The 19,447-nt window shown below is 53.9% G+C and carries 17 protein-coding genes; 8 read left to right on the top strand and 9 right to left on the bottom strand.

All coding sequences use genetic code 11. The annotated features are described in order from the left end of the window. Window positions 1–83: 83 nt before the first annotated feature. The gene (locus GBC03_11925) at window positions 84–1,082 is read left to right on the top strand and encodes a bile acid:sodium symporter (protein QFS70868.1); all 999 of its coding nucleotides are present in this window, start codon (window positions 84–86) and stop codon (window positions 1,080–1,082) included. Here GBC03_11925 and GBC03_11920 read toward each other — a convergent pair. From GBC03_11920 to zipA, 3 genes are all read right to left on the bottom strand, one after another. Then, complete coding sequence (locus GBC03_11920; GenBank protein QFS70867.1) at window positions 1,079–1,297, bottom strand: hypothetical protein; 219 nt, start codon at window positions 1,295–1,297, stop codon at window positions 1,079–1,081. The genes GBC03_11925 and GBC03_11920 overlap by 4 nt on opposite strands. A gap of 1 nt (window position 1,298) precedes the next feature. Continuing rightward, a complete protein-coding gene (gene ligA, locus GBC03_11915; protein ID QFS70866.1) occupies window positions 1,299–3,314 on the bottom strand; it encodes an NAD-dependent DNA ligase LigA in 2,016 nt (671 codons plus the stop codon). 72 nt (window positions 3,315–3,386) lie between these two features. Then, window positions 3,387–4,418, bottom strand: coding sequence for a cell division protein ZipA (zipA, locus tag GBC03_11910; protein ID QFS70865.1), 1,032 nt, complete (start codon window positions 4,416–4,418; stop codon window positions 3,387–3,389). A 230-nt stretch (window positions 4,419–4,648) separates the two neighbouring features. Here zipA and cysZ point away from each other — a divergent pair, with 230 nt between their 5' ends. From cysZ to GBC03_11885, 5 genes are all read left to right on the top strand, one after another. After that, on the top strand, window positions 4,649–5,410 hold the full coding sequence (gene cysZ / locus GBC03_11905; protein ID QFS70864.1) for a sulfate transporter CysZ: 762 nt from the start codon (window positions 4,649–4,651) through the stop codon (window positions 5,408–5,410). 163 nt (window positions 5,411–5,573) lie between these two features. Further along, window positions 5,574–6,545, top strand: a complete 972-nt coding sequence (cysK, locus tag GBC03_11900; GenBank protein ID QFS70863.1) for a cysteine synthase A — start codon at window positions 5,574–5,576, stop codon at window positions 6,543–6,545. A 382-nt stretch (window positions 6,546–6,927) separates the two neighbouring features. Then, window positions 6,928–7,185, top strand: coding sequence for a phosphocarrier protein Hpr (ptsH, locus tag GBC03_11895; protein ID QFS70862.1), 258 nt, complete (start codon window positions 6,928–6,930; stop codon window positions 7,183–7,185). A 46-nt stretch (window positions 7,186–7,231) separates the two neighbouring features. Further along, on the top strand, window positions 7,232–8,959 hold the full coding sequence (ptsI, locus tag GBC03_11890) for a phosphoenolpyruvate-protein phosphotransferase PtsI (GenBank protein ID QFS70861.1): 1,728 nt from the start codon (window positions 7,232–7,234) through the stop codon (window positions 8,957–8,959). A gap of 40 nt (window positions 8,960–8,999) precedes the next feature. Then, complete coding sequence (locus tag GBC03_11885) at window positions 9,000–9,509, top strand: PTS glucose transporter subunit IIA (protein ID QFS70860.1); 510 nt, start codon at window positions 9,000–9,002, stop codon at window positions 9,507–9,509. A gap of 623 nt (window positions 9,510–10,132) precedes the next feature. Here GBC03_11885 and GBC03_11880 read toward each other — a convergent pair. After that, window positions 10,133–10,372 carry a cytoplasmic protein gene (locus GBC03_11880; GenBank protein QFS70859.1) on the bottom strand — a complete coding sequence of 80 codons (240 nt, stop codon included), beginning with the start codon at window positions 10,370–10,372 and terminating at the stop codon, window positions 10,133–10,135. Continuing rightward, window positions 10,369–11,235, bottom strand: coding sequence for a pyridoxine/pyridoxal/pyridoxamine kinase (gene pdxK / locus GBC03_11875; GenBank protein ID QFS70858.1), 867 nt, complete (start codon window positions 11,233–11,235; stop codon window positions 10,369–10,371). The genes GBC03_11880 and pdxK overlap by 4 nt, the downstream gene beginning before the upstream one ends. Before the next feature lie 82 nt (window positions 11,236–11,317). On the opposite strand from pdxK, the gene ptsJ reads away from it, so the two are divergent. Then, entirely contained in the window at window positions 11,318–12,613 is a 1,296-nt protein-coding gene (gene ptsJ, locus GBC03_11870) for a transcriptional regulator PtsJ (GenBank protein ID QFS70857.1), read from the top strand. A gap of 12 nt (window positions 12,614–12,625) precedes the next feature. Continuing rightward, on the top strand, window positions 12,626–13,342 hold the full coding sequence (locus GBC03_11865) for a glutamine amidotransferase (GenBank protein ID QFS70856.1): 717 nt from the start codon (window positions 12,626–12,628) through the stop codon (window positions 13,340–13,342). 37 nt (window positions 13,343–13,379) lie between these two features. Here the strand turns inward: GBC03_11865 and cysM are convergent, their stop codons facing one another. The 4 genes from cysM to GBC03_11845 all read right to left on the bottom strand — a co-directional run bounded on the left by cysM (window position 13,380) and on the right by GBC03_11845 (window position 19,380). Further along, window positions 13,380–14,291: a cysteine synthase CysM gene (cysM, locus tag GBC03_11860; GenBank protein QFS70855.1), complete on the bottom strand. Its 912-nt coding sequence runs from the start codon at window positions 14,289–14,291 to the stop codon at window positions 13,380–13,382. Between the two features lie 69 nt (window positions 14,292–14,360). Continuing rightward, on the bottom strand, window positions 14,361–17,042 hold the full coding sequence (locus GBC03_11855) for a Bacterial alpha-L-rhamnosidase (GenBank protein ID QFS70854.1): 2,682 nt from the start codon (window positions 17,040–17,042) through the stop codon (window positions 14,361–14,363). Window positions 17,043–17,067: 25 nt separating this feature from the next. Beyond that, entirely contained in the window at window positions 17,068–18,372 is a 1,305-nt protein-coding gene (locus tag GBC03_11850; GenBank protein QFS70853.1) for an MFS transporter, read from the bottom strand. Between the two features lie 147 nt (window positions 18,373–18,519). Next, on the bottom strand, window positions 18,520–19,380 hold the full coding sequence (locus GBC03_11845; protein QFS70852.1) for a helix-turn-helix domain-containing protein: 861 nt from the start codon (window positions 19,378–19,380) through the stop codon (window positions 18,520–18,522). Window positions 19,381–19,447 lie beyond the last annotated feature (67 nt).

The following is a 19,447-nucleotide window of genomic DNA, read 5'->3' as shown; positions in this document are numbered from 1 at the left end:
AATTCATATATAGATGCAATAAATCAATTTTATTTCTCAAAATGAAAAACGCAAAATGAGGACACCGAATTCCTGGAGTATTTATGAATATTTTTCGAATCCTTGATCCGTTTACCCTGACCCTGGTTGCGGTCGTCCTGCTGGCCTCATTTTTTCCAGCTGAGGGAGATTTTGTTCCTGTCGTTGAAGGCATTACCACCGCCGCCATTGCGCTCCTGTTCTTTATGCACGGGGCGAAGCTCTCGCGCGAAGCCATTATCGCTGGCGGCAGTCACTGGCGTTTGCACCTGTGGGTGATGTGCAGCACCTTCATTCTGTTCCCGGTACTCGGTGTACTGTTTGCCTGGTGGGCGCCCGTCAACGTTGACCCAATGCTGTACACCGGTTTCCTGTATCTGTGCATTTTGCCCGCCACGGTGCAGTCGGCAATTGCCTTTACGTCGCTGGCTGGAGGGAACGTTGCGGCGGCGGTCTGCTCAGCGTCGGCCTCCAGCCTGCTGGGGATTTTCCTCTCCCCGCTGCTGGTCGGCGTGGTGATGAACATTCACGGCGCAGAAGGAAGTCTGGAGCAGGTCGGCAAAATCATGCTGCAACTGCTGTTGCCGTTTGTGCTCGGACACCTTTCCCGTCCGTGGATCGGCAAATGGGTTGCGCGAAATAAAAAATGGATTGCGAAGACGGATCAGACGTCGATTCTGCTGGTGGTCTATTCGGCCTTCAGCGAAGCCGTGGTTAACGGGATCTGGCACAAAGTGGGCTGGGGATCGCTGCTGTTTATCGTCGTAGTCAGCATTGTGCTGCTCGCCATCGTGATTGCCGTAAACATCTTTGTGGCACGCAAATGCGGCTTCAACAAGGCCGACGAAATCACGATTGTCTTCTGCGGGTCGAAAAAGAGTCTGGCGAACGGCGTACCCATGGCCAACATCCTCTTTCCGACGTCCGTCATTGGGATGATGGTATTGCCGCTGATGATTTTCCACCAGATCCAGTTGATGGTCTGTGCGGTACTGGCGCGTCGCTATAAGCGCCAGGCCGAACAGTTACAGGCGCAGCAGGACAGCCGCGCCGCAAAAGCTTAAAGCGGACGTTTCAGGGGCTGAACCAGTTGGCTCAGCCCTTCGGTTTTGATCAGCAGCGTGATTTGCATCAGTTCGCCCAGTTTACCCGCCGGGAACTCATCCTTGCGGGCAAACCACAACAGATACTCTTCCGGCACATCGATCAGCCGACGCCCTTTGTATTTACCAAACGGCATCACCGTGTTGGCAATCTCAACGAGCTGCTCTTTCTCCATCTCAGACACCCAGCAGGCGGAGCATTTCCGCTTCGTCAATGACCGCAATCCCCAACTCCTGCGCTTTTGCCAGCTTGGAACCTGCCGCTTCGCCGGCAATGACCAGATCGGTCTTCTTCGAGACGCTGCCCGCCACTTTCGCCCCGAGTTCCGCCAGCCGCGCTTTGGCATCATCGCGCGACATCTGACTCAGACTCCCCGTCAGAACGACCGTTTTCCCGGCGAAAGGACTGTCGATTTCATCCGCATTGATAACCACCGGCGCGGGCCAGCGAATGCCTTCCGCCAGCAGTTGTGCGATCACCTCGCGATTGCTCTCTTCGGCAAAAAAGTTAAACACATGGGTAGCGACCACAATGCCCACGTCCGGAACTTTTTGCAGTTCGTCAATAGAAGCGGCTTCCAGCGCGTCCAGCGTACCAAAAAAGGCCGCCAGCCCTGCCGCAGTAGCCTCGCCGACTTCCCGGATCCCCAGCGCATACAGGAAGCGCGCAAAGGTCGTCTCTTTCGATTTTTCCAGCGCATCCACCACGTTTTGCGCCGACTTCGGCCCCATCCGGTCGAGACCGGTCAGTTTACCGGCTGTCAGCCTGAACAAGTCCGCCGGCGTGTGGACATACTCTTTCTCAACCAGTTGGTCGATAATTTTGTCACCCATCCCGTCCACGTCCATCGCCCGTCGAGAGACGAAATGCTTGAGGGACTCTTTACGCTGCGCGGCGCAAATCAGGCCACCGGTACAGCGAGCGACCGCTTCACCTTCCACGCGTTCGACGTCGGAATTGCATACCGGGCAATGCGTCGGAAATTCCACTGGCCGCGTGTCGTCCGGACGTTCGGAAAGCACCACGTTGACCACCTGCGGGATGACATCGCCAGCACGGCGAATCACCACTTTATCGCCAATACGCAGCCCGAGACGCTCGATTTCATCAGCGTTATGCAGCGTGGCATTACTCACCAGCACGCCCGCAACCTGAACAGGTTCAAGGCGCGCAACGGGCGTAATCGCTCCGGTACGTCCCACCTGGAACTCCACGTCACGAACAAAGGTCATCTGCTCCTGCGCCGGGAATTTAAAGGCCACCGCCCAGCGCGGCGCGCGCGCGACAAAGCCCAGTTGCTCCTGAAGCGCCATCGAGTTGACCTTAATCACAACGCCGTCAATGTCGAAGCCCAGCGTCGGACGGTCCTCTTCCACTTTGTGGTAAAACGCCAGCACGGCTTCCGGGGAGTCGCACAGGGTCACGCGATCGCTGACCGGCAGCCCCCACGCTTTAAACTGGAGCAGGCGGCCCAGATGGGTATCGGGCAGTTCGCCGCCTTCCAGCACGCCAACGCCATAGCAGAAGAAAGTGAGCGGTCGCTTCGCGGTGATACGCGGGTCGAGCTGGCGCAGCGAACCCGCCGCCGCGTTACGCGGGTTAGCAAACAGCTTACCGCCCGTCCGACGAGCATCGTCATTGATCTTTTCAAAACCCGCCTGCGGCAAAAACACCTCGCCACGCACTTCCAGACGCGTCGGAATGTTATCGCCGCGAAGTTTTAACGGAATGGCGCGGATCGTCCGCACGTTTGAGGTAATGTCTTCACCGGTCGTGCCATCGCCACGGGTTGCAGCGCTTACCAGCACCCCGTTTTCGTAGAGGATACTGACCGCCAGACCGTCCAGCTTCAGTTCGCAGCACCAGGTCACCTTATCGCTGCTCTTAAGACGGTCCTGGACGCGTTTATTAAATGCCAGGAAACTCTCTTCATCAAAGACGTTGTCCAGCGACAACATCGGCACTTCATGACGAATCTGGCTAAAAGACGCCAGCGGCGCAGCGCCCACGCGCTGGGTCGGAGAATCCGGGGTGATCAGTTCCGGGTGCTGCGCTTCCAGTTCACGCAGTTCGCGCATCAGGCGGTCGTATTCTGCATCCGGGATTTCTGGCGCATCCATCACATGGTAAAGATACTCATGATGGCGAAGCGTGGTTCGCAGTTCAGTCAGTTGTTGTTCGATTGATTCCATATCGCACCATCAATGATAAAAAACCCCCGACAGGCGGGGGTTCAGAAAGGAAGTTGTCGTGCCTTGAGTGTATCAGGCGTTCGCGTCTTTCACTTCGCGGATACGGTCCTGATACTCGCGCAATTTTTGCGGCGTCATCATCCGACGCTGATCGTCGAGCACCACGCCGCCGACTTCATCGGCAATGTGCTGTGCGGATTGCAGCATCAATTTGAAGTTTTGCAGTTCATCACCATAAGACGGCACCTGCATGAAGATGGTCACGCCCGGCGTGGTGAAGTCGACCATTTCTGGATCAAACGTACCCGGGTTAACCATATTCGCCAGGCTGAACAACGCCGGGCCACTGCCATCCGGACTCAGATGACGATGGAAGATATTCATGTCGCCAAATTTGAAACCGGCCTGCTGAATGCTGTTGAGCAGCACTTCACCGTTCAACTCGCTGCCATGATGGGCGGCGACGTTCATGATGATCACCGCTTCTTTACGCTGCGGTTTTTCCGGAGCTGGCGCCTCTTCAACGACGGGCTCAGGCTGCGGCTCAACCACGGGTTCCGCGGGTTGGAAGGCCTGCTGAGACGGTTGTGGCGCAGTCGGCTGAACAGGCTGAACCTGCGGCGCGATGGGCTGTTGTTGAACCGGCTGCGACGGATGGACAGGTTGCTGTGGCGCAGGTTGCTGGACTGGTCGCGGCTGAGCGGACTGCTGCGGCGCAGGCTGCTGTACCGGCTGTTGCGGCGGACGCTGGGCATGCTGCGGCTGTACCGGCGTTTCAGGCGGTTGCTGAACCGGCTGACGCGGTTGAGCCGACGCATAAGGCGGCTGGTACTGGTGTTGCGGCGACTGGCGAGGAGCTTCATGCTCCTGCGGATTGCCAGGGGCATGATTCACGCGGTGAACACGAACTTCACCGACGCCTTCGTCAGCTTCAACATCATCGTCATACGAGTCGTCGTCGCGTTTTGATTTCATGCGTTTCAGTGGACGATCGCGGAACATAGAAGATCGTTCTTTACGGCTGGTCCAGAAACCATGTACCAGTAAAGCGATTATGGCGATCGCGCCAACAATGATTAATATCAGACGCAAATCCTGCATCATTATATTCTCTGTTGTTCTAACACCTTGCCACCACGGCAAACATTTACTCACTAAGAGTATTTGCCGATTACGTCAAGTGCAAGTGTACTCTTAGCTTTCACAGCATAAAGATGAACGAAATTGTGCTTTTTGCTGTTTTTTCGAACATTTCTGAACTGTTCTGCATGCGATAACCCGGTAAGATACCCGTGTTCACTTAGGACTTATACTAAAAGGAGCATGTCCTGACTATGGTGTCATCATCTGTCACTGCACCACGTAGCGGTTTTTACTACTTTGCTCAGGGATGGAAACTGGTTTCGCAGCCGGGGATCCGTCGCTATGTCATTTTACCGCTACTGGTAAACATCCTGCTGATGGGCAGTGCATTCTGGTGGTTATTCACACAACTGGATGTCTGGATCCCGTCATTAATGCGTCACGTCCCCGACTGGTTGCAATGGCTGAGCTATTTGCTGTGGCCCATCGCCGTCCTTTCTGTACTGCTGGTGTTTGGTTACTTTTTCTCGACCCTGGCCAACTGGATTGCCGCACCGTTTAACGGGCTACTGGCGGAGCAACTGGAAGCGCGTCTGACTGGCGCAGCGCCGCCGGATACCGGGGTTCTGGGCATCATGAAAGATGTGCCGCGCATTATGAAACGCGAATGGCAAAAGCTCGCCTGGTATTTGCCACGCGCCATTGTGCTGCTGATCCTCTATTTTATTCCCGGTATCGGGCAAACCGTCGCCCCCGTGTTGTGGTTCCTGTTCAGTGCCTGGATGCTGGCGATTCAGTATTGCGATTACCCTTTTGATAACCATAAAGTGCCGTTTAAAGAGATGCGTACCGCCCTGCGCAGTCGTAAGGTCATCAATATGCAGTTTGGTGCGCTCACCAGCCTCTTTACTCTGATCCCGATACTCAATCTCTTCATCATGCCGGTGGCAGTCTGTGGCGCCACGGCGATGTGGGTAGATTGCTATCGTGCTAAGCACGCGTTATGGAAGTAATGCAAAAATGTGTAAACGAGAGGTGGCTTATACCACCTCTTATTCCATACTGATCCCCATTATTTCTCCACAGCATATAGATATGCGAAATCTTTACTTCCCCATCTCAGCCTGAAGGGTATGCTGGGAAGGTATCCCAATTTCATACAGTTAAGGACAGGCCATGAGTAAGATTTTTGAAGACAACTCGCTGACTATCGGTCATACGCCGCTGGTTCGACTGAACCGTATCGGTAACGGACGCATTCTGGCGAAGGTGGAATCACGTAACCCGAGCTTCAGCGTGAAATGCCGTATCGGTGCCAATATGATTTGGGATGCTGAAAAACGCGGCGTGCTGAAACCGGGCGTCGAACTGGTTGAGCCTACCAGCGGCAACACCGGTATCGCACTGGCCTATGTCGCCGCTGCGCGTGGCTATAAGCTGACGCTGACCATGCCCGAAACCATGAGTATCGAGCGTCGCAAGCTGCTGAAAGCGCTGGGTGCCAATCTGGTGCTGACCGAAGGCGCTAAAGGTATGAAAGGCGCAATTCAGAAAGCAGAAGAAATTGTCGCCAGCGATCCGGCGAAATATCTGCTGCTTCAGCAGTTCAGCAACCCGGCTAACCCGGAAATTCACGAAAAAACCACCGGCCCGGAAATCTGGGAAGATACCGATGGTCAGGTTGACGTCTTTATCTCCGGCGTGGGTACTGGCGGTACGCTGACCGGCGTCACCCGCTATATTAAGGGTACCAAAGGCAAAGCCGACCTGATTACCGTAGCCGTTGAGCCGACGGATTCCCCGGTTATTGCTCAGGCGCTGGCTGGCGAAGAGCTGAAGCCAGGTCCGCACAAAATTCAGGGTATTGGTGCCGGTTTTATTCCAGGTAACCTGGATCTGAAACTGATCGATAAAGTGGTCGCCATCACTAACGAAGAGGCGATCTCCACCGCTCGCCGTCTGATGGAAGAAGAAGGCATTCTTGCCGGTATCTCCTCAGGAGCCGCAGTCGCTGCCGCACTTAAACTTCAGGAAGATGAAACCTTTACCAACAAGAATATTGTGGTTATCCTACCGTCATCGGGTGAGCGTTATCTGAGCACAGCACTGTTTGCCGATCTCTTCACAGAGAAAGAATTGCAACAGTAATGCCAGCATGTTAAAAACGCGTAAAAAAGCACCTTTTCAGGTGCTTTTTTGTGGCCTGCTTCAAACTTTAGCCCCACCTGCCATTGCTTCACCCCGCCAGGTCTGGTATTTAACCTGATTAATTATTTTGAAGCGCGAAATTAATCGTTACAGGAAAACTGCTGGCTGAATCGATTTTATGATTTGGTTCAAGTATTGATTTAGCGGCATAATGTTTAATGACGAGCGAAACGTCAGCGGCCAGAGGTTGACTGCAACGGATTGCGTAAAACACCTGGTGTGTCGCGCCCGTTTACGCCGGCGCTAACAATACAGGCTAAAGTCAAACCGCCAGGCTAGACTTTAGTTCCACAACACTAAACCTATAAGTTGGGGAAATACAATGTTCCAGCAAGAAGTTACCATTACCGCTCCGAACGGTCTGCACACCCGCCCTGCTGCTCAGTTTGTTAAAGAAGCGAAAGGCTTCACTTCTGAGATTACTGTGACTTCCAACGGCAAAAGCGCCAGCGCGAAAAGCCTGTTTAAACTGCAAACTCTGGGTCTGACTCAGGGTACCGTCGTGACTATCTCTGCAGAAGGTGAAGACGAGCAGAAAGCGGTTGAACATCTGGTCAAGCTGATGGCGGAACTGGAATAAGTTTTTCCGGGTTCTTTTAAAAATCAGTCACAAGTAAGGTAGGGTTATGATTTCAGGCATTTTAGCATCCCCGGGTATCGCTTTCGGCAAAGCACTTTTGCTGAAAGAAGACGAAATCGTCATTGACCGGAAAAAAATTTCTGCCGACAAGGTTGATCAGGAAGTTGAACGTTTTCTGAGCGGTCGTGCCAAGGCATCTGCACAGTTAGAAGCGATCAAAACGAAAGCTGGTGAAACGTTCGGTGAAGAAAAAGAAGCCATTTTCGAGGGGCACATTATGCTGCTCGAAGATGAGGAGCTGGAGCAGGAAATCATAGCCCTGATTAAAGATAAACACATGACGGCTGACGCAGCTGCGCATGAAATTATCGAAGGTCAGGCCACTGCCCTGGAAGAACTGGATGATGAATACCTGAAAGAACGTGCGGCTGACGTACGTGATATCGGTAAGCGCCTGCTGCGCAACATCCTGGGGCTGGCAATTATCGACCTGAGCGCAATCAAGGACGAAGTGATCTTGGTTGCCGCTGATCTGACCCCGTCCGAAACCGCACAGCTGAACCTGCAGAAGGTGCTGGGTTTCATTACCGACGCGGGTGGCCGGACCTCCCACACCTCTATCATGGCGCGTTCTCTGGAACTGCCGGCTATCGTGGGTACCGGTAGCGTCACCTCTCAGGTGAAAAACGACGACTATCTGATTCTGGATGCCGTAAACAACCTGGTTTACGTCAACCCGACCAACGAAGAAATTGAAAAACTGCGCGCCGTTCAGGAGCAGGTTGCCACTGAAAAAGCGGAACTGGCTAAACTGAAAGACCTGCCGGCAATCACGCTGGATGGCCATCAGGTTGAAGTGTGCGCCAACATCGGTACCGTGCGTGACGTCGAAGGCGCAGAGCGCAATGGTGCGGAAGGCGTTGGTCTGTATCGTACTGAATTTCTGTTTATGGACCGCGACGCGCTGCCGACTGAAGAAGAACAGTTTGCGGCGTACAAAGCCGTGGCTGAAGCCTGTGGCTCCCAGGCCGTGATCGTGCGTACCATGGACATCGGCGGCGACAAAGAACTGCCGTACATGAATTTCCCGAAAGAAGAGAACCCGTTCCTGGGCTGGCGTGCCGTGCGTATCGCGATGGATCGTAAAGAGATCCTGCGCGATCAGGTTCGCGCTATCCTGCGCGCGTCTGCTTTCGGTAAACTGCGCATTATGTTCCCGATGATCATCTCTGTTGAAGAAGTTCGCGCACTGCGCAAAGAGATCGAAATCTACAAACAGGAACTGCGCGACGAAGGTAAAGCATTTGACGAAACCATTGAGATTGGCGTGATGGTGGAAACACCGGCTGCGGCAACGATTGCTCGTCATTTAGCCAAAGAAGTTGATTTCTTTAGTATCGGCACCAATGATTTAACGCAGTACACCCTGGCAGTTGACCGTGGTAATGATATGATTTCACATCTCTACCAGCCAATGTCACCATCTGTCCTGACGCTTATCAAGCAAGTTATTGATGCTTCTCATGCTGAAGGTAAATGGACTGGCATGTGCGGTGAGCTTGCAGGCGACGAACGTGCTACACTTCTGTTGCTGGGGATGGGTCTGGACGAATTCTCTATGAGCGCCATTTCTATCCCGCGCATTAAGAAGATTATCCGTAACACGAACTTCGAAGATGCGAAGGTGTTAGCAGAGCAGGCTCTTGCTCAACCGACAACGGACGAGTTAATGACGCTGGTTAACAAGTTCATTGAAGAAAAAACAATCTGCTAATCCACGAGATGCGGCCCAATTTACTGCTTAGGAGAAGATCATGGGTTTGTTCGATAAACTGAAGTCTCTGGTTTCTGATGATAAGAAAGACACCGGAACTATTGAGATTGTTGCACCGCTCTCTGGCGAGATCGTCAACATCGAAGACGTACCGGATGTCGTTTTTGCTGAAAAAATCGTGGGTGATGGCATCGCTATCAAACCAACCGGTAACAAGATGGTTGCACCGGTTGACGGTACCATCGGCAAAATCTTTGAGACCAACCATGCGTTCTCTATCGAATCCGATAGCGGTATCGAACTGTTTGTTCACTTCGGTATCGACACCGTTGAGCTGAAAGGCGAAGGCTTTAAGCGCATCGCCGAAGAAGGCCAGCGTGTGAAAGTGGGTGACCCGGTTATTGAATTCGATCTGCCGCTGCTGGAAGAAAAAGCCAAGTCTACCCTGACTCCGGTTGTTATCTCCAACATGGACGAAATCAAAGAACTGATCAAACTGTCCGGTAGCGTGACTGTGGGTGAAACCCCGGTTATCCGCATCAAGAAATAATTCTTGCCGCAGGAAAAAATGGCGCCTTCTGGCGCCATTTTTTTTATACACGTCATCCACCAACGATGCTTCCGGCCTGCCTGATGGCGCTGCGCTTATCAGGCCTACGCGACTTTTCACCACGGAGTTAGACCTGTAGGCCGGATAAGGCGTTTGCGCCGCCATCCGGTATCGGTGCTGCGCTTATCAGGCCGACGAGATTTTCACCACGGAGTTGGACCGCCAGGCCGGATAAGGCGTTTGCGCCGCCATCCGGCATCGGTGCTGCGCTTATCAGCGCCTACGCGACTTTTCACCACGGCGTTAGACCTGTAGGCCGGATAAGGCGTTTGCGCCGCCATCCGGCATCGGTGCTGCGCTTATCAGGCCTACGCGACTTTTCACCACGGGGTTGGACCGCCAGGCCGGATAAGGCGTTTGCGCCACCATCCGGCATCGGCGCTGCGCTTATCAGGCCTACGCAACTTTTCACCACGGCGTTAGACCTGTAGGCCGGATAAGGCGTTTGCGCCGCCATCCGGCATCGGTGCTGCGCTTATCAGGCCTACGCGATTTTTCACCACGGAGTTAGACCTGTAGGCCGGATAAGGCGTTTGCGCCGCCATCCGGCATCGGTGCTGCGGTCACAATGGCGAGGTCACCGGACGATAACACTTTTCCCGCATCAGGATTTTCATCCCTTCCGGCCCGCTCTCCAGCATCCGCTTTTCTGAATCAGAAACCAGCAGTTCGCACTGATAGCCGCCCGTAATGCCAAACATCGCGCGCGCCACGCAAACATCCTCCAGCGCATTCAGCCCGCTGGTTTCAAAATGCCCTACTATGCGTCCCTGCTGGCGCACCACCAGCCGATAGCTCTTCATCGCGCCTCCCCTGCCGGAGGCAGTATCAGTTCGTCACAACCGCATTGCTGCGTCCAGGTCATCACCTCCAGCACGCGTTCCGCAGCCTGTCGCGTTGCCTGCGTCAGTGATTTTCCCAGCACAATGCCGCTAATCAACTCGGCACAAAACAGATCGCCGGTCCCTTTCAGATCGGTTTCTACACGCGGATGTTCAATCACATCCTGCGTTTGCGCCGTCACCACCGCCACAGTAATGGTGTCGCTGTCCTGTCCTGGCGCGCTGGTGATCACAATCCACTTCAGCGTGTCGGTCAGCAGCGATCTCGCCGCGACGACAGCCTCCTCCAGCGTGCGGCACGGCATGCCGCTGAGCATCTCCAGCTCAAAAACATTCGGCGTCAGCCCCTGCGCCAACGGCAGCAGATGGCGGCGATAAGCATCCGGAATCTCGGCTTTCACATACATCCCGCTGTCAATATCGCCAATCACCGGATCGACCAGAACCGCGACGTCTGGATGCGATTCACGCACGGTTTTCAGCCACTGCGCCAGTCGCGCAATTTGCTCCGCGCTACCCATGTAACCGGTCGTCACCGCCTTTAACTCGCGCAGCGCATCACGCTCATTGAGCGCCTGCAAATAGCCACTGAACCAGTCAGCCGGAATCACGCCCCCATAGAACGTGTCATAGTGCGGAGTATTACTGAACAGGACGGTAGGCACCGCCGTCACCCGCAAACCCTTTGCTTTGATGGCAGGAACAGCGATGCTGTTGCCGACGCTGCCATACACCACCTGTGACTGAACGGCGACAATATCGGTCTGTAACGCCCGATGCTTATCGTCGAAGAGCACTGATTGAATATCACTCTCCTGCCCCATAGACTTCTCCTCTCACTGGACAGCGGGCTGGTGCCTCACTATTATCGTCATATGCTAAAATTCATTTTGTCATAGGTCAATAATGATCGACGGAAAAACCGCCAGCGAAATCTTTGACAGTATACGTCAGCACGTCACCAGCGGCGTGTTGTCTGCGGGTGAAACACTGCCGCCGGTGCGGGAACTGGCCGCGCAGCTCAACGTCAATCGCAATACCGTCGCGGCGGCCTACAAACGCCTGGTCACTTCCGGACTGGCGCAAAGTCGTGGCCGCAACGGTACCGTCATAAAAAGCGCCGCTACGCCCATCGCGTGGGAGGGCGGCGACCTCCATACACCACTGCACGACCTCTCCAGCGGGAATCCGGATCCGACTCGTCTACCCGACCTGAGTCGCTACTTTGCGACTCTCCATCACGGCCACCGCCTGTACGGCGACGCGCCGGTAACACCGGAGCTAACGCGCTGGGCGACACGGTGGATGCAGAATGCCGTTCCCACTGCGGGCGAAATTGATATCACCAGCGGCGCAATTGATGCCATTGAACGCCTGCTGAGCGCCCATCTGCTGCCGGGCGATAGCGTGGTCGTTGAGGACCCTTGTTTTTTAAGCAGCATCAACATGCTGCGATACGCCGGATTCAGCGCCAGCCCGGTGAGCGTCGATAGCGAAGGGATGCTCCCCGAAGGACTCGAACAGGCGCTGAGCAAAGGTGCACGCGCGGTGATCGTGACGCCACGGGCGCACAACCCGACGGGATGCAGCTTAAGCGCCGCACGCGCTGACGCGTTACAGGCTATTCTTGCGCAATATCCGCAGGTGCTGGTGATTATTGACGACCACTTTGCCCTACTTTCAGCCTCCGCATGGCATCCGGTGATTGCAGCAGAAACGCTCCACTGGTCGGTCGTTCGCTCAATGTCGAAAGCGCTGGGCCCGGACCTGCGTCTTGCCATTGTCGCCAGCGATCCCGCTACTTCGGCAAAGCTACGCCTGCGCCTTAACGCCGGCAGTCAGTGGGTTAGCCACATTTTGCAGGATCTGGTTTACGCCTGTCTGGCAGACCCCATCTGGCAGCAAACCCTCACGGAAACCCGCCAGTTTTATGCCGATCAACAGCGTAAACTGGCTGAGGCGCTGCACGCGAAAGGCATCAGCCACTTTTTCCCCGGCGATGGCCTGAACCTGTGGCTACCGCTCGCCGAAGCCAGTCAGAACACCGCATTCGCGCTGGCGAAATTCGGCTGGCTGGTGCGTGAAGGCGAAGCCTTCGGCGTCAACACGCCCGCACAGGGTCTGCGCATTACCCTTTCCACACTCAACGACAACGACATCAACCGCCTGGCCGCCCACATTCATCAGGCGCTGGGCCAATAACAGGAGAGCACCGTGCACGTCCATTTTATCATTCACGAATCGTTTGAATCGGCCGGTGCTTATTTGCCGTGGGCCGAAGCGCGTGGCTACAGCATCACCTGGACTCGCGTCTACGACAGCGAACCCGTTCCGGCTAACGCCGATGGCTTTGATATGCTGGTCGTTTTTGGCGGCCCACAATCACCCCGCACCACGCTCGCAGAGTGCCCTTACTTTGATTCTCTGGCCGAACAGCATCTGATTAACCAGGCCATCTCGGCGGGTCGTATTGTGGTCGGGATCTGCCTGGGCTCACAGCTGATTGGTGAGGCGCTGGGAGCCAGAGTCTGCCAGAGCCCGGAGAAAGAGATTGGTCACTATCCCATCACCCTGAGCGAAGCAGGCAAGCAGCATCCGCTGCTTGCCCACTTCGGATCTCCGCTCACCGTCGGTCACTGGCACAACGACATGCCAGGGCTTACCGATCAAGCAACGGTACTTGCCGCAAGCGTTGGGTGTCCACGGCAGATAGTGCAGTACGGCAATTTCGTCTATGGCTTCCAGTGCCACATGGAATTTACCGCCGAGGCGGTGGAAGGGCTGATCCAGCACTCTGAACAGGAGCTGGCAGAAGCCAAAGGGAAGCGTTTTATTCGCTCGAATGCGGAAATGCGCGAATGGGATTACCGGGAGATGAATGAAAAGCTCTGGCAGTTCCTGGATCTGCTGGTGAAAAAACGCCAGAGTTAGTCCACATAGCCCGGCCAGGGCCGGGCCAGGCAGATGATTAAATCCCTGCGCCCTGGCTGAAGTGCTCTTCGCCAAACACACCGGTAGAGAGATAACGATCGCCGCGATCGCAAATAATCGCCACCACCACCGCGCCTGGATTCACTTTCGCAATGCGTATCGCGCCAGCGACTGCACCGCCTGAACTGACGCCACAGAAGATCCCTTCACGCACGGCCAGTTCACGCATGGTGTTCTCCGCTTCCCGCTGGTGAATATCCACGACCTGGTCGACAAGCTGAGCGTTAAAAATGCCCGGCATGTATTCCGCTGGCCAGCGGCGAATCCCCGGAATACTGCTGCCCTCTTCCGGTTGCAGCCCCACAATGGTGACCGCGCTGGCCTGCTCGCGCAGAAAGCGGGAAACCCCGGTGATGGTGCCGGTAGTCCCCATACTGGAGACAAAATGGGTGAGGCGTCCGGACGTTTGCTGCCAGATTTCCGGCCCTGTGGTGGTGTAGTGCGCGTACGGGTTATCAGGGTTGTTGAACTGGTCCAGCAGCTTACCTTCGCCGCGCTGGGCCATTTCCAGCGCTAAATCACGCGCTCCTTCCATCCCCTGCTCTTTGGTGACCAGAACCAGCTCAGCACCGTAGGCGCGCATCGCCGCACGACGCTCCTGACTCATGTTGTCCGGCATCAGCAGCTTCATGCGATAGCCCTTCAACGCGGCAATCATGGCCAGCGCAATGCCGGTGTTCCCGCTGGTGGCCTCAATTAACACGTCGCCAGGTTTAATCTCGCCGCGTTTTTCCGCTTCAACAATCATCGATAACGCGGCGCGATCTTTCACCGATCCTGCCGGGTTATTACCTTCCAGTTTGACCCAGATTTCACTGCCGTTGTCCGGCGTCAGGCGCTGGAGCTTGACTAAAGGAGTATTGCCAATGGTGTTTTCTAATGTCGTCACTTCTGCATTCCAATAAAAATGCCGGGTAAGCGGAGCGTCACCCGGCAACATCAGGATGCAATAAAGCTATCAGTCTGTGAAAGTCAGGTCTACTGAATCATCGGGTAAATAGTCGATACGGTACTCACCAGAACCTGCCGTCGCAGACCAGCCCGCGTCTGAGCGACGAAATGCCAGTCCGTCTGAATTTTCGATCTCTTTTACCGCCTGCAATTTCACCGTTGCAGTGGTATTCGCCGGAATGCGGAAAGTCATGGCAACCTTGCCATTGATAGCCTGCCATTTTACGGCAATCTCACCGTAAATTGATTCATAGGTTGCCTGAACCCAGCTCAGTTGGCCACCGGGCAGAGGCGAAATCATCACATGCTTAAAGCCAGGCGCTGATTCATCAGCCTCAATCCCTGCGACAGTTCGATACAACCATTCGCCCACTGCGCCGTAGGCGTAATGATTAAATGAGTTCATGTCCGCACTCCACATGGAACCGTCTGGCTTGATGCCATCCCAATGTTCCCACACCGTCGTCGCCCCGGCTTTCACCTGATACAACCAGGACGGGAAGTCGTCTTTCAGCAACAGCGCCCAGGCTTCTTTTGCCCGACCATTCTGACTTAGCGCATGGCAGAAATACGGTGTACCCAGAAAACCTGTCACCAGATGCCCGTCGTGCTCATTGAGCAACGCGACTAACCTGTCCGCCACGCGCTGACGAAGGGTTACGGGCGTCAGATCGAAACAAAGCGCGACAATGTGCGCCGTTTGCGTCTGCGCCGTCAGATTGCCTTCTGGCGTGAAGAAACGCGCATGGAAGCGTTTCACAATTCTGGCCTGTAGTGCGCTGTAATATCGATGATCGTCTTCGTGGCCCAACACCTCTGCCGTCTTAGCAAACAATGACGTCGACAAGGCATACCAGGCTGTACACAGCAGGTCTTCCGGCGTGGCGCCGAAGTAGCTGCCTTCCTGCGCATCCAGCGCCACCCAGTCACCAAACTGTAGCTTATAGCGCCAGATATCATTGTCAGCATGGGCCTGCATAAAATCGACCCAACCTTTCATGCTGGCATACTGATTTTGCAGGATGCGCTTGTCGCCATACATCAGATACATCGTCCACGGATTGATCACGGCGGCATCCGCCCAGCCTGTCGCTGAGTGCGTTCCACCTTCTGCGAGGAATTTATCCTGACTGCAATGCCCGGTCAGAATATCCGGGATCACATGCGGCACCCCGCCTTCTGGCGTCTGGTCATACTTCAGATCCGTCAGCCATTTGGCAAAAAAGGTGCGGGTTTGCATCAGATAGCTGGCCGTACGACAGAAGATTTGCGCGTCGCCCGTCCAGCCCAGACGTTCATCGCGCTGCGGACAATCGGTCGGTACATCGACGAAATTGCTTTTCAACCCCCAAAGAATATTGTGGTGAAGCTGATTCAGGTCCGGATTTGAGCAGGCAAACTGCCCGGTTGCCTGCATCGCAGAATGAATGACAATGGCGGTAAAATTGTTCGGGTTGAGCTCGCCCGGGTACGCCTCAACCTTCACATAACGGAATCCCTGCCAGCTAAAACGAGGATGCCAGACTTCTTCCCCCTCACCGCTCAATGTATATTCCACAAGCTGCTTCGCGCTGCGTAAATTGTCGAGATAGACATTGCCGCAGGCGTCGAGCGTCTCAAAATGACGCAACACCACGTTGTCACCGGGCTTGCCCCTCACACGGAATTCCACCCAACCGCTCATGTTCTGGCCGAAATCCAGCACATTGTCGCCCTGGGGCGTCACAATCAGTGCAGCAACAGGAAGACGTTCGATCTGTTTGATGGTGCCCGCACCCTGGGCAACCAGAGCGTTTTTCTCCCAGGGAATCACAGAAACGTTGCGCCAGGCCGAATCATTGAAGTCCGGCTGCTGCCAGCCCTGTCGATTCAGAGAGGCATCATAGCGTTCACCATCGTAGATTTCGGCAAACTGGCGTGCAGAATCGCTGCCGCACCATGACAGGTCGCTGACCACGCTCTGCTGAGACCCGTCTTCATACTCAATCATCAGTTGGCACAATAACGCCGTCTGCTCCCCGTAGTAGTTGCGGTGGCGACTGAACCCCATATCCCCTTTGAACCAGCCCGCCCCAAGCTCTGCACCAACTACGTTCTCCCCGCTGTTCAACAACCCCGTAATATCGTACGTCTGGTACAAAAGGTGGTACCGATAGCTGGTCCAGCCCGGCGTGAGTTCATCCGTTCCCACTCGCTGCCCATTCAGAAAGAGCTGATAAATGCCTAATGCCGTGGCATGCACATAAGCGCTAGCCACCTTCTTTTCAGCCGTCACTGAAAAGACTTTTCGCAGCAGTGTGGCTTTTGAGTTCGCCTTGTCCTGCAGCGTTTCCGCTGAGATAAAGGTCCCTTTCCAGGGTAAATCCAGTAGCCCCGTGACGAACTGTGCCATCGGACTCCACTCGCTGCGTTCGCCGTTGTTGGCGGTAATACGCACCCGCAGAAAATAGCGCGTAGAAGGCCGAAGCGTGAATTCGTTCAATTCGATATTATTCGACGTCTCGCTATTCACAACACCGCTATCAAAAGCCAGCGTTGAAAAATCAGTCCGGGTACTGCACTGCAAGTGCCATGAACGCTGCAAAACGTTGCGTTGCGTACTCTGCATCTTCCAGCCGATAAGCGGCAGCCTATCCACGCCGGTTAACGCCGTTTCTCCATTCAAAGTAAGTTGACTGACTGACAGCATGATTCAATTCTCCTTGCGGATAACATTAATGGGGGACAGAGGTACGCACGGGGACCGGCATAGTTTGTGAGGTGGCTTCCTGAATCGTCTCTGACTCACTCAAAAACTCATTGCGTGATTTGCCATGAAAACAAAACCAGCCAATTAACATGCCTGAAGCCACAACGGCGGAAAGGATGGTGTAGAGAACAATCGGGCCTGCATCGAGCAGCACCGGCGTGACAAAGGCCAGCACGCCGCAGGTCAGCCGCGCAAGGCCGACAATCGCGCCCTGCGCCGTGGCGCGCAGCATGGTCGGGAAAGATTCCTGCGACCAGACCTTCATAATCCCTTCAAACGCCATCCCGCTGCCAATCGCGGTGAACAGCAGACAGCAGAACCACGACACCGGCGAAAATTGCAGCAATACCGGCATAAAGAAGCCCCCGGCAAAAAAGCAGGCGCCGATAATGAACACCCGCATCCTTTTTTCAGTGTCCACCATCTTCATAAACAGCAGCCCAGATACCATCCCCACGGGCATCAGCAGTAAATTCCACAGTGCGTTCTTTTCAACTGTGATTCCCACCACATTCACCGCCACGTAAGCCCCAAATTGGCCGCCGGTATTAGCCGCAAGATTGGTGAACATATAGAACAGGCAGAGTGCTACAAAGGGCCACAGGTACTTTCCGCGAAGCAAATCCGCATAAGAATTCTTTTGCGCCCGCACCGTCGCTTTTCCGCTTAGTCGCTCTTTACGCGCGATCAACCACATGGGCGACTCCGGCAAAGACCACCGCAAGATCAGCAGAAGCGCGGCGACAACGCCAACATGCATATAAAGAATTTGCGCGCCAGGCTTCCCCCAACCACCGATCAGGGCAGAAAGCGCCATGGTCGAGCAAATACCGGCAAACCAGAGTAAATTCGACAGACCGATAATTTTGCCCCGATTCTTATCTGAAGCCGCCTCTGAGATAGTGGCCAGAGAGACGGGCAGATCGGCCCCGGTTGCCAGCCCGACAAAAATAGTGCCGACCAGTAGTAACGTGAAGCTCGGACCAAAGGCTAATAATAAAGAACCCGTCAGAACCATTGCCATGGTGATAATAAAAACGGTACGTCGTCCGTAATAATCTCCAAGGCGACCACCAAAAAAAGCGCCCAGTGCTATACACAATGTCAATACACCAGAAAGCGTGCCAATTTCAGCGGATGTCGTTCCCAGCGATTTTTGATAAATAACCAGCGCAGTACCATTAGAGACAATGGCTGCAGAATCAATATATGAGGCCATCCCTGATACCACACCAATATACCAGGGATTCTGCTTTTTTATCTCAGGCATTATAGTTACTCCATTTATGTTAATTAACGAATAAACAGACTCCTGAATGAAAAATGCTGAATATCACTCTCGTTACCCCAGACAAAAGTCAGCCAACTCAAAGTCTGAACGCCTTTAAGTCATTACTGGCAAAAATCAGTTAAATCATTATGAATCAGACTGAACAGATAAACTCATCTGTCGTTCCCGCGAAGGCGTGCGCCGAAAATAGCGGCGATAAGCCTCGGTTAAACGCGTAGGATTAGAAAACCCGCACGATGTCGCAATCCGACTCACAGGAATATCAGTGGTTCTCAATAACTCTTGTGCTTTTAACAGACGGTACACCTGTTGAAATTTCTCGGGGGTTTGCCCGGTCATTTCATGAAAAAAACGGTACAGCGTGCGTAAGGCAATACCGCTCTCTTCGCAGACGCTTTTCCAGTTGATCTCCTGCGCATACTTTTGCCTGACCTGATCCAGAAGATAAAATTTCCCTTTGCTTTCAATAGGTATTCCTTTGTATTCCATCACACACTGGCACAGAATGGTTAATATTTTCAAAAATGAAGATTCCGTACCAGAAAAGTAGAGCGCATCAAAAGCGTCATCCCGGCGCTGGCTGATGCTTTCTGCCAGCATCACTACCGAATCCAACACTTCATCGACCAGGGGCTGATAATTATCATTAAAAGGATGAGTGCTAATACTGAGTGCATCAATCATATCATCGATATTTTTAATGTATTTAAAATTACGCCCCCGATGAATTAAAATATTAATAAGACAAAGTTCACTGGTTGACTCATAATAATGGACGTCATTCGCTGTCACCAAAAAGAAATCACCGCGACGGATCATCTCAGCATGATCGTTAACAATATGAAAACCACTACCGCCACGCACAATCACCAGCTCATCAAACTCATGTCCGTGCAAATCAGCCATTGACTGGTTGTTTAGCATAAAAACACAAAACGCATGAGCATCTGAGGGGAAAAAATCTTCACACTGTTTGATATCAACCATTACTCCCCCAAGAGACGCAGCTTATATCCTTACATTTAACAGACATGATATCCTTGCGATATCGTTT

Origin of the sequence: Citrobacter telavivensis (assembly GCA_009363175.1) — a bacterium.
Classification (GTDB): domain Bacteria; phylum Pseudomonadota; class Gammaproteobacteria; order Enterobacterales; family Enterobacteriaceae; genus Citrobacter_A; species Citrobacter_A telavivensis.
Note: the sequence above shows the minus strand (reverse complement) of the source record. Positions and strands in the feature narration are given on the sequence as shown.

Excerpts from the sequence above, each read along its gene's own strand:
- GBC03_11925 (QFS70868.1), top strand. The coding sequence starts at position 84 with ATGAATATTTTTCGAATCCTTGATCCGTTTACCCTGACCCTGGTTGCG.
- ptsI (QFS70861.1), top strand. The coding sequence starts at position 7,232 with ATGATTTCAGGCATTTTAGCATCCCCGGGTATCGCTTTCGGCAAAGCA.
- cysK (QFS70863.1), top strand. The coding sequence starts at position 5,574 with ATGAGTAAGATTTTTGAAGACAACTCGCTGACTATCGGTCATACGCCG.
- cysZ (QFS70864.1), top strand. The coding sequence starts at position 4,649 with ATGGTGTCATCATCTGTCACTGCACCACGTAGCGGTTTTTACTACTTT.
- GBC03_11850 (QFS70853.1), bottom strand. The coding sequence starts at position 18,372 with ATGCCTGAGATAAAAAAGCAGAATCCCTGGTATATTGGTGTGGTATCA.
- GBC03_11920 (QFS70867.1), bottom strand. The coding sequence starts at position 1,297 with ATGGAGAAAGAGCAGCTCGTTGAGATTGCCAACACGGTGATGCCGTTT.
- GBC03_11845 (QFS70852.1), bottom strand. The coding sequence starts at position 19,380 with ATGGTTGATATCAAACAGTGTGAAGATTTTTTCCCCTCAGATGCTCAT.
- pdxK (QFS70858.1), bottom strand. The coding sequence starts at position 11,235 with ATGGGGCAGGAGAGTGATATTCAATCAGTGCTCTTCGACGATAAGCAT.
- ptsH (QFS70862.1), top strand. The coding sequence starts at position 6,928 with ATGTTCCAGCAAGAAGTTACCATTACCGCTCCGAACGGTCTGCACACC.
- ptsJ (QFS70857.1), top strand. The coding sequence starts at position 11,318 with ATGATCGACGGAAAAACCGCCAGCGAAATCTTTGACAGTATACGTCAG.
- GBC03_11885 (QFS70860.1), top strand. The coding sequence starts at position 9,000 with ATGGGTTTGTTCGATAAACTGAAGTCTCTGGTTTCTGATGATAAGAAA.
- ligA (QFS70866.1), bottom strand. The coding sequence starts at position 3,314 with ATGGAATCAATCGAACAACAACTGACTGAACTGCGAACCACGCTTCGC.
- GBC03_11855 (QFS70854.1), bottom strand. The coding sequence starts at position 17,042 with ATGCTGTCAGTCAGTCAACTTACTTTGAATGGAGAAACGGCGTTAACC.
- GBC03_11880 (QFS70859.1), bottom strand. The coding sequence starts at position 10,372 with ATGAAGAGCTATCGGCTGGTGGTGCGCCAGCAGGGACGCATAGTAGGG.
- zipA (QFS70865.1), bottom strand. The coding sequence starts at position 4,418 with ATGATGCAGGATTTGCGTCTGATATTAATCATTGTTGGCGCGATCGCC.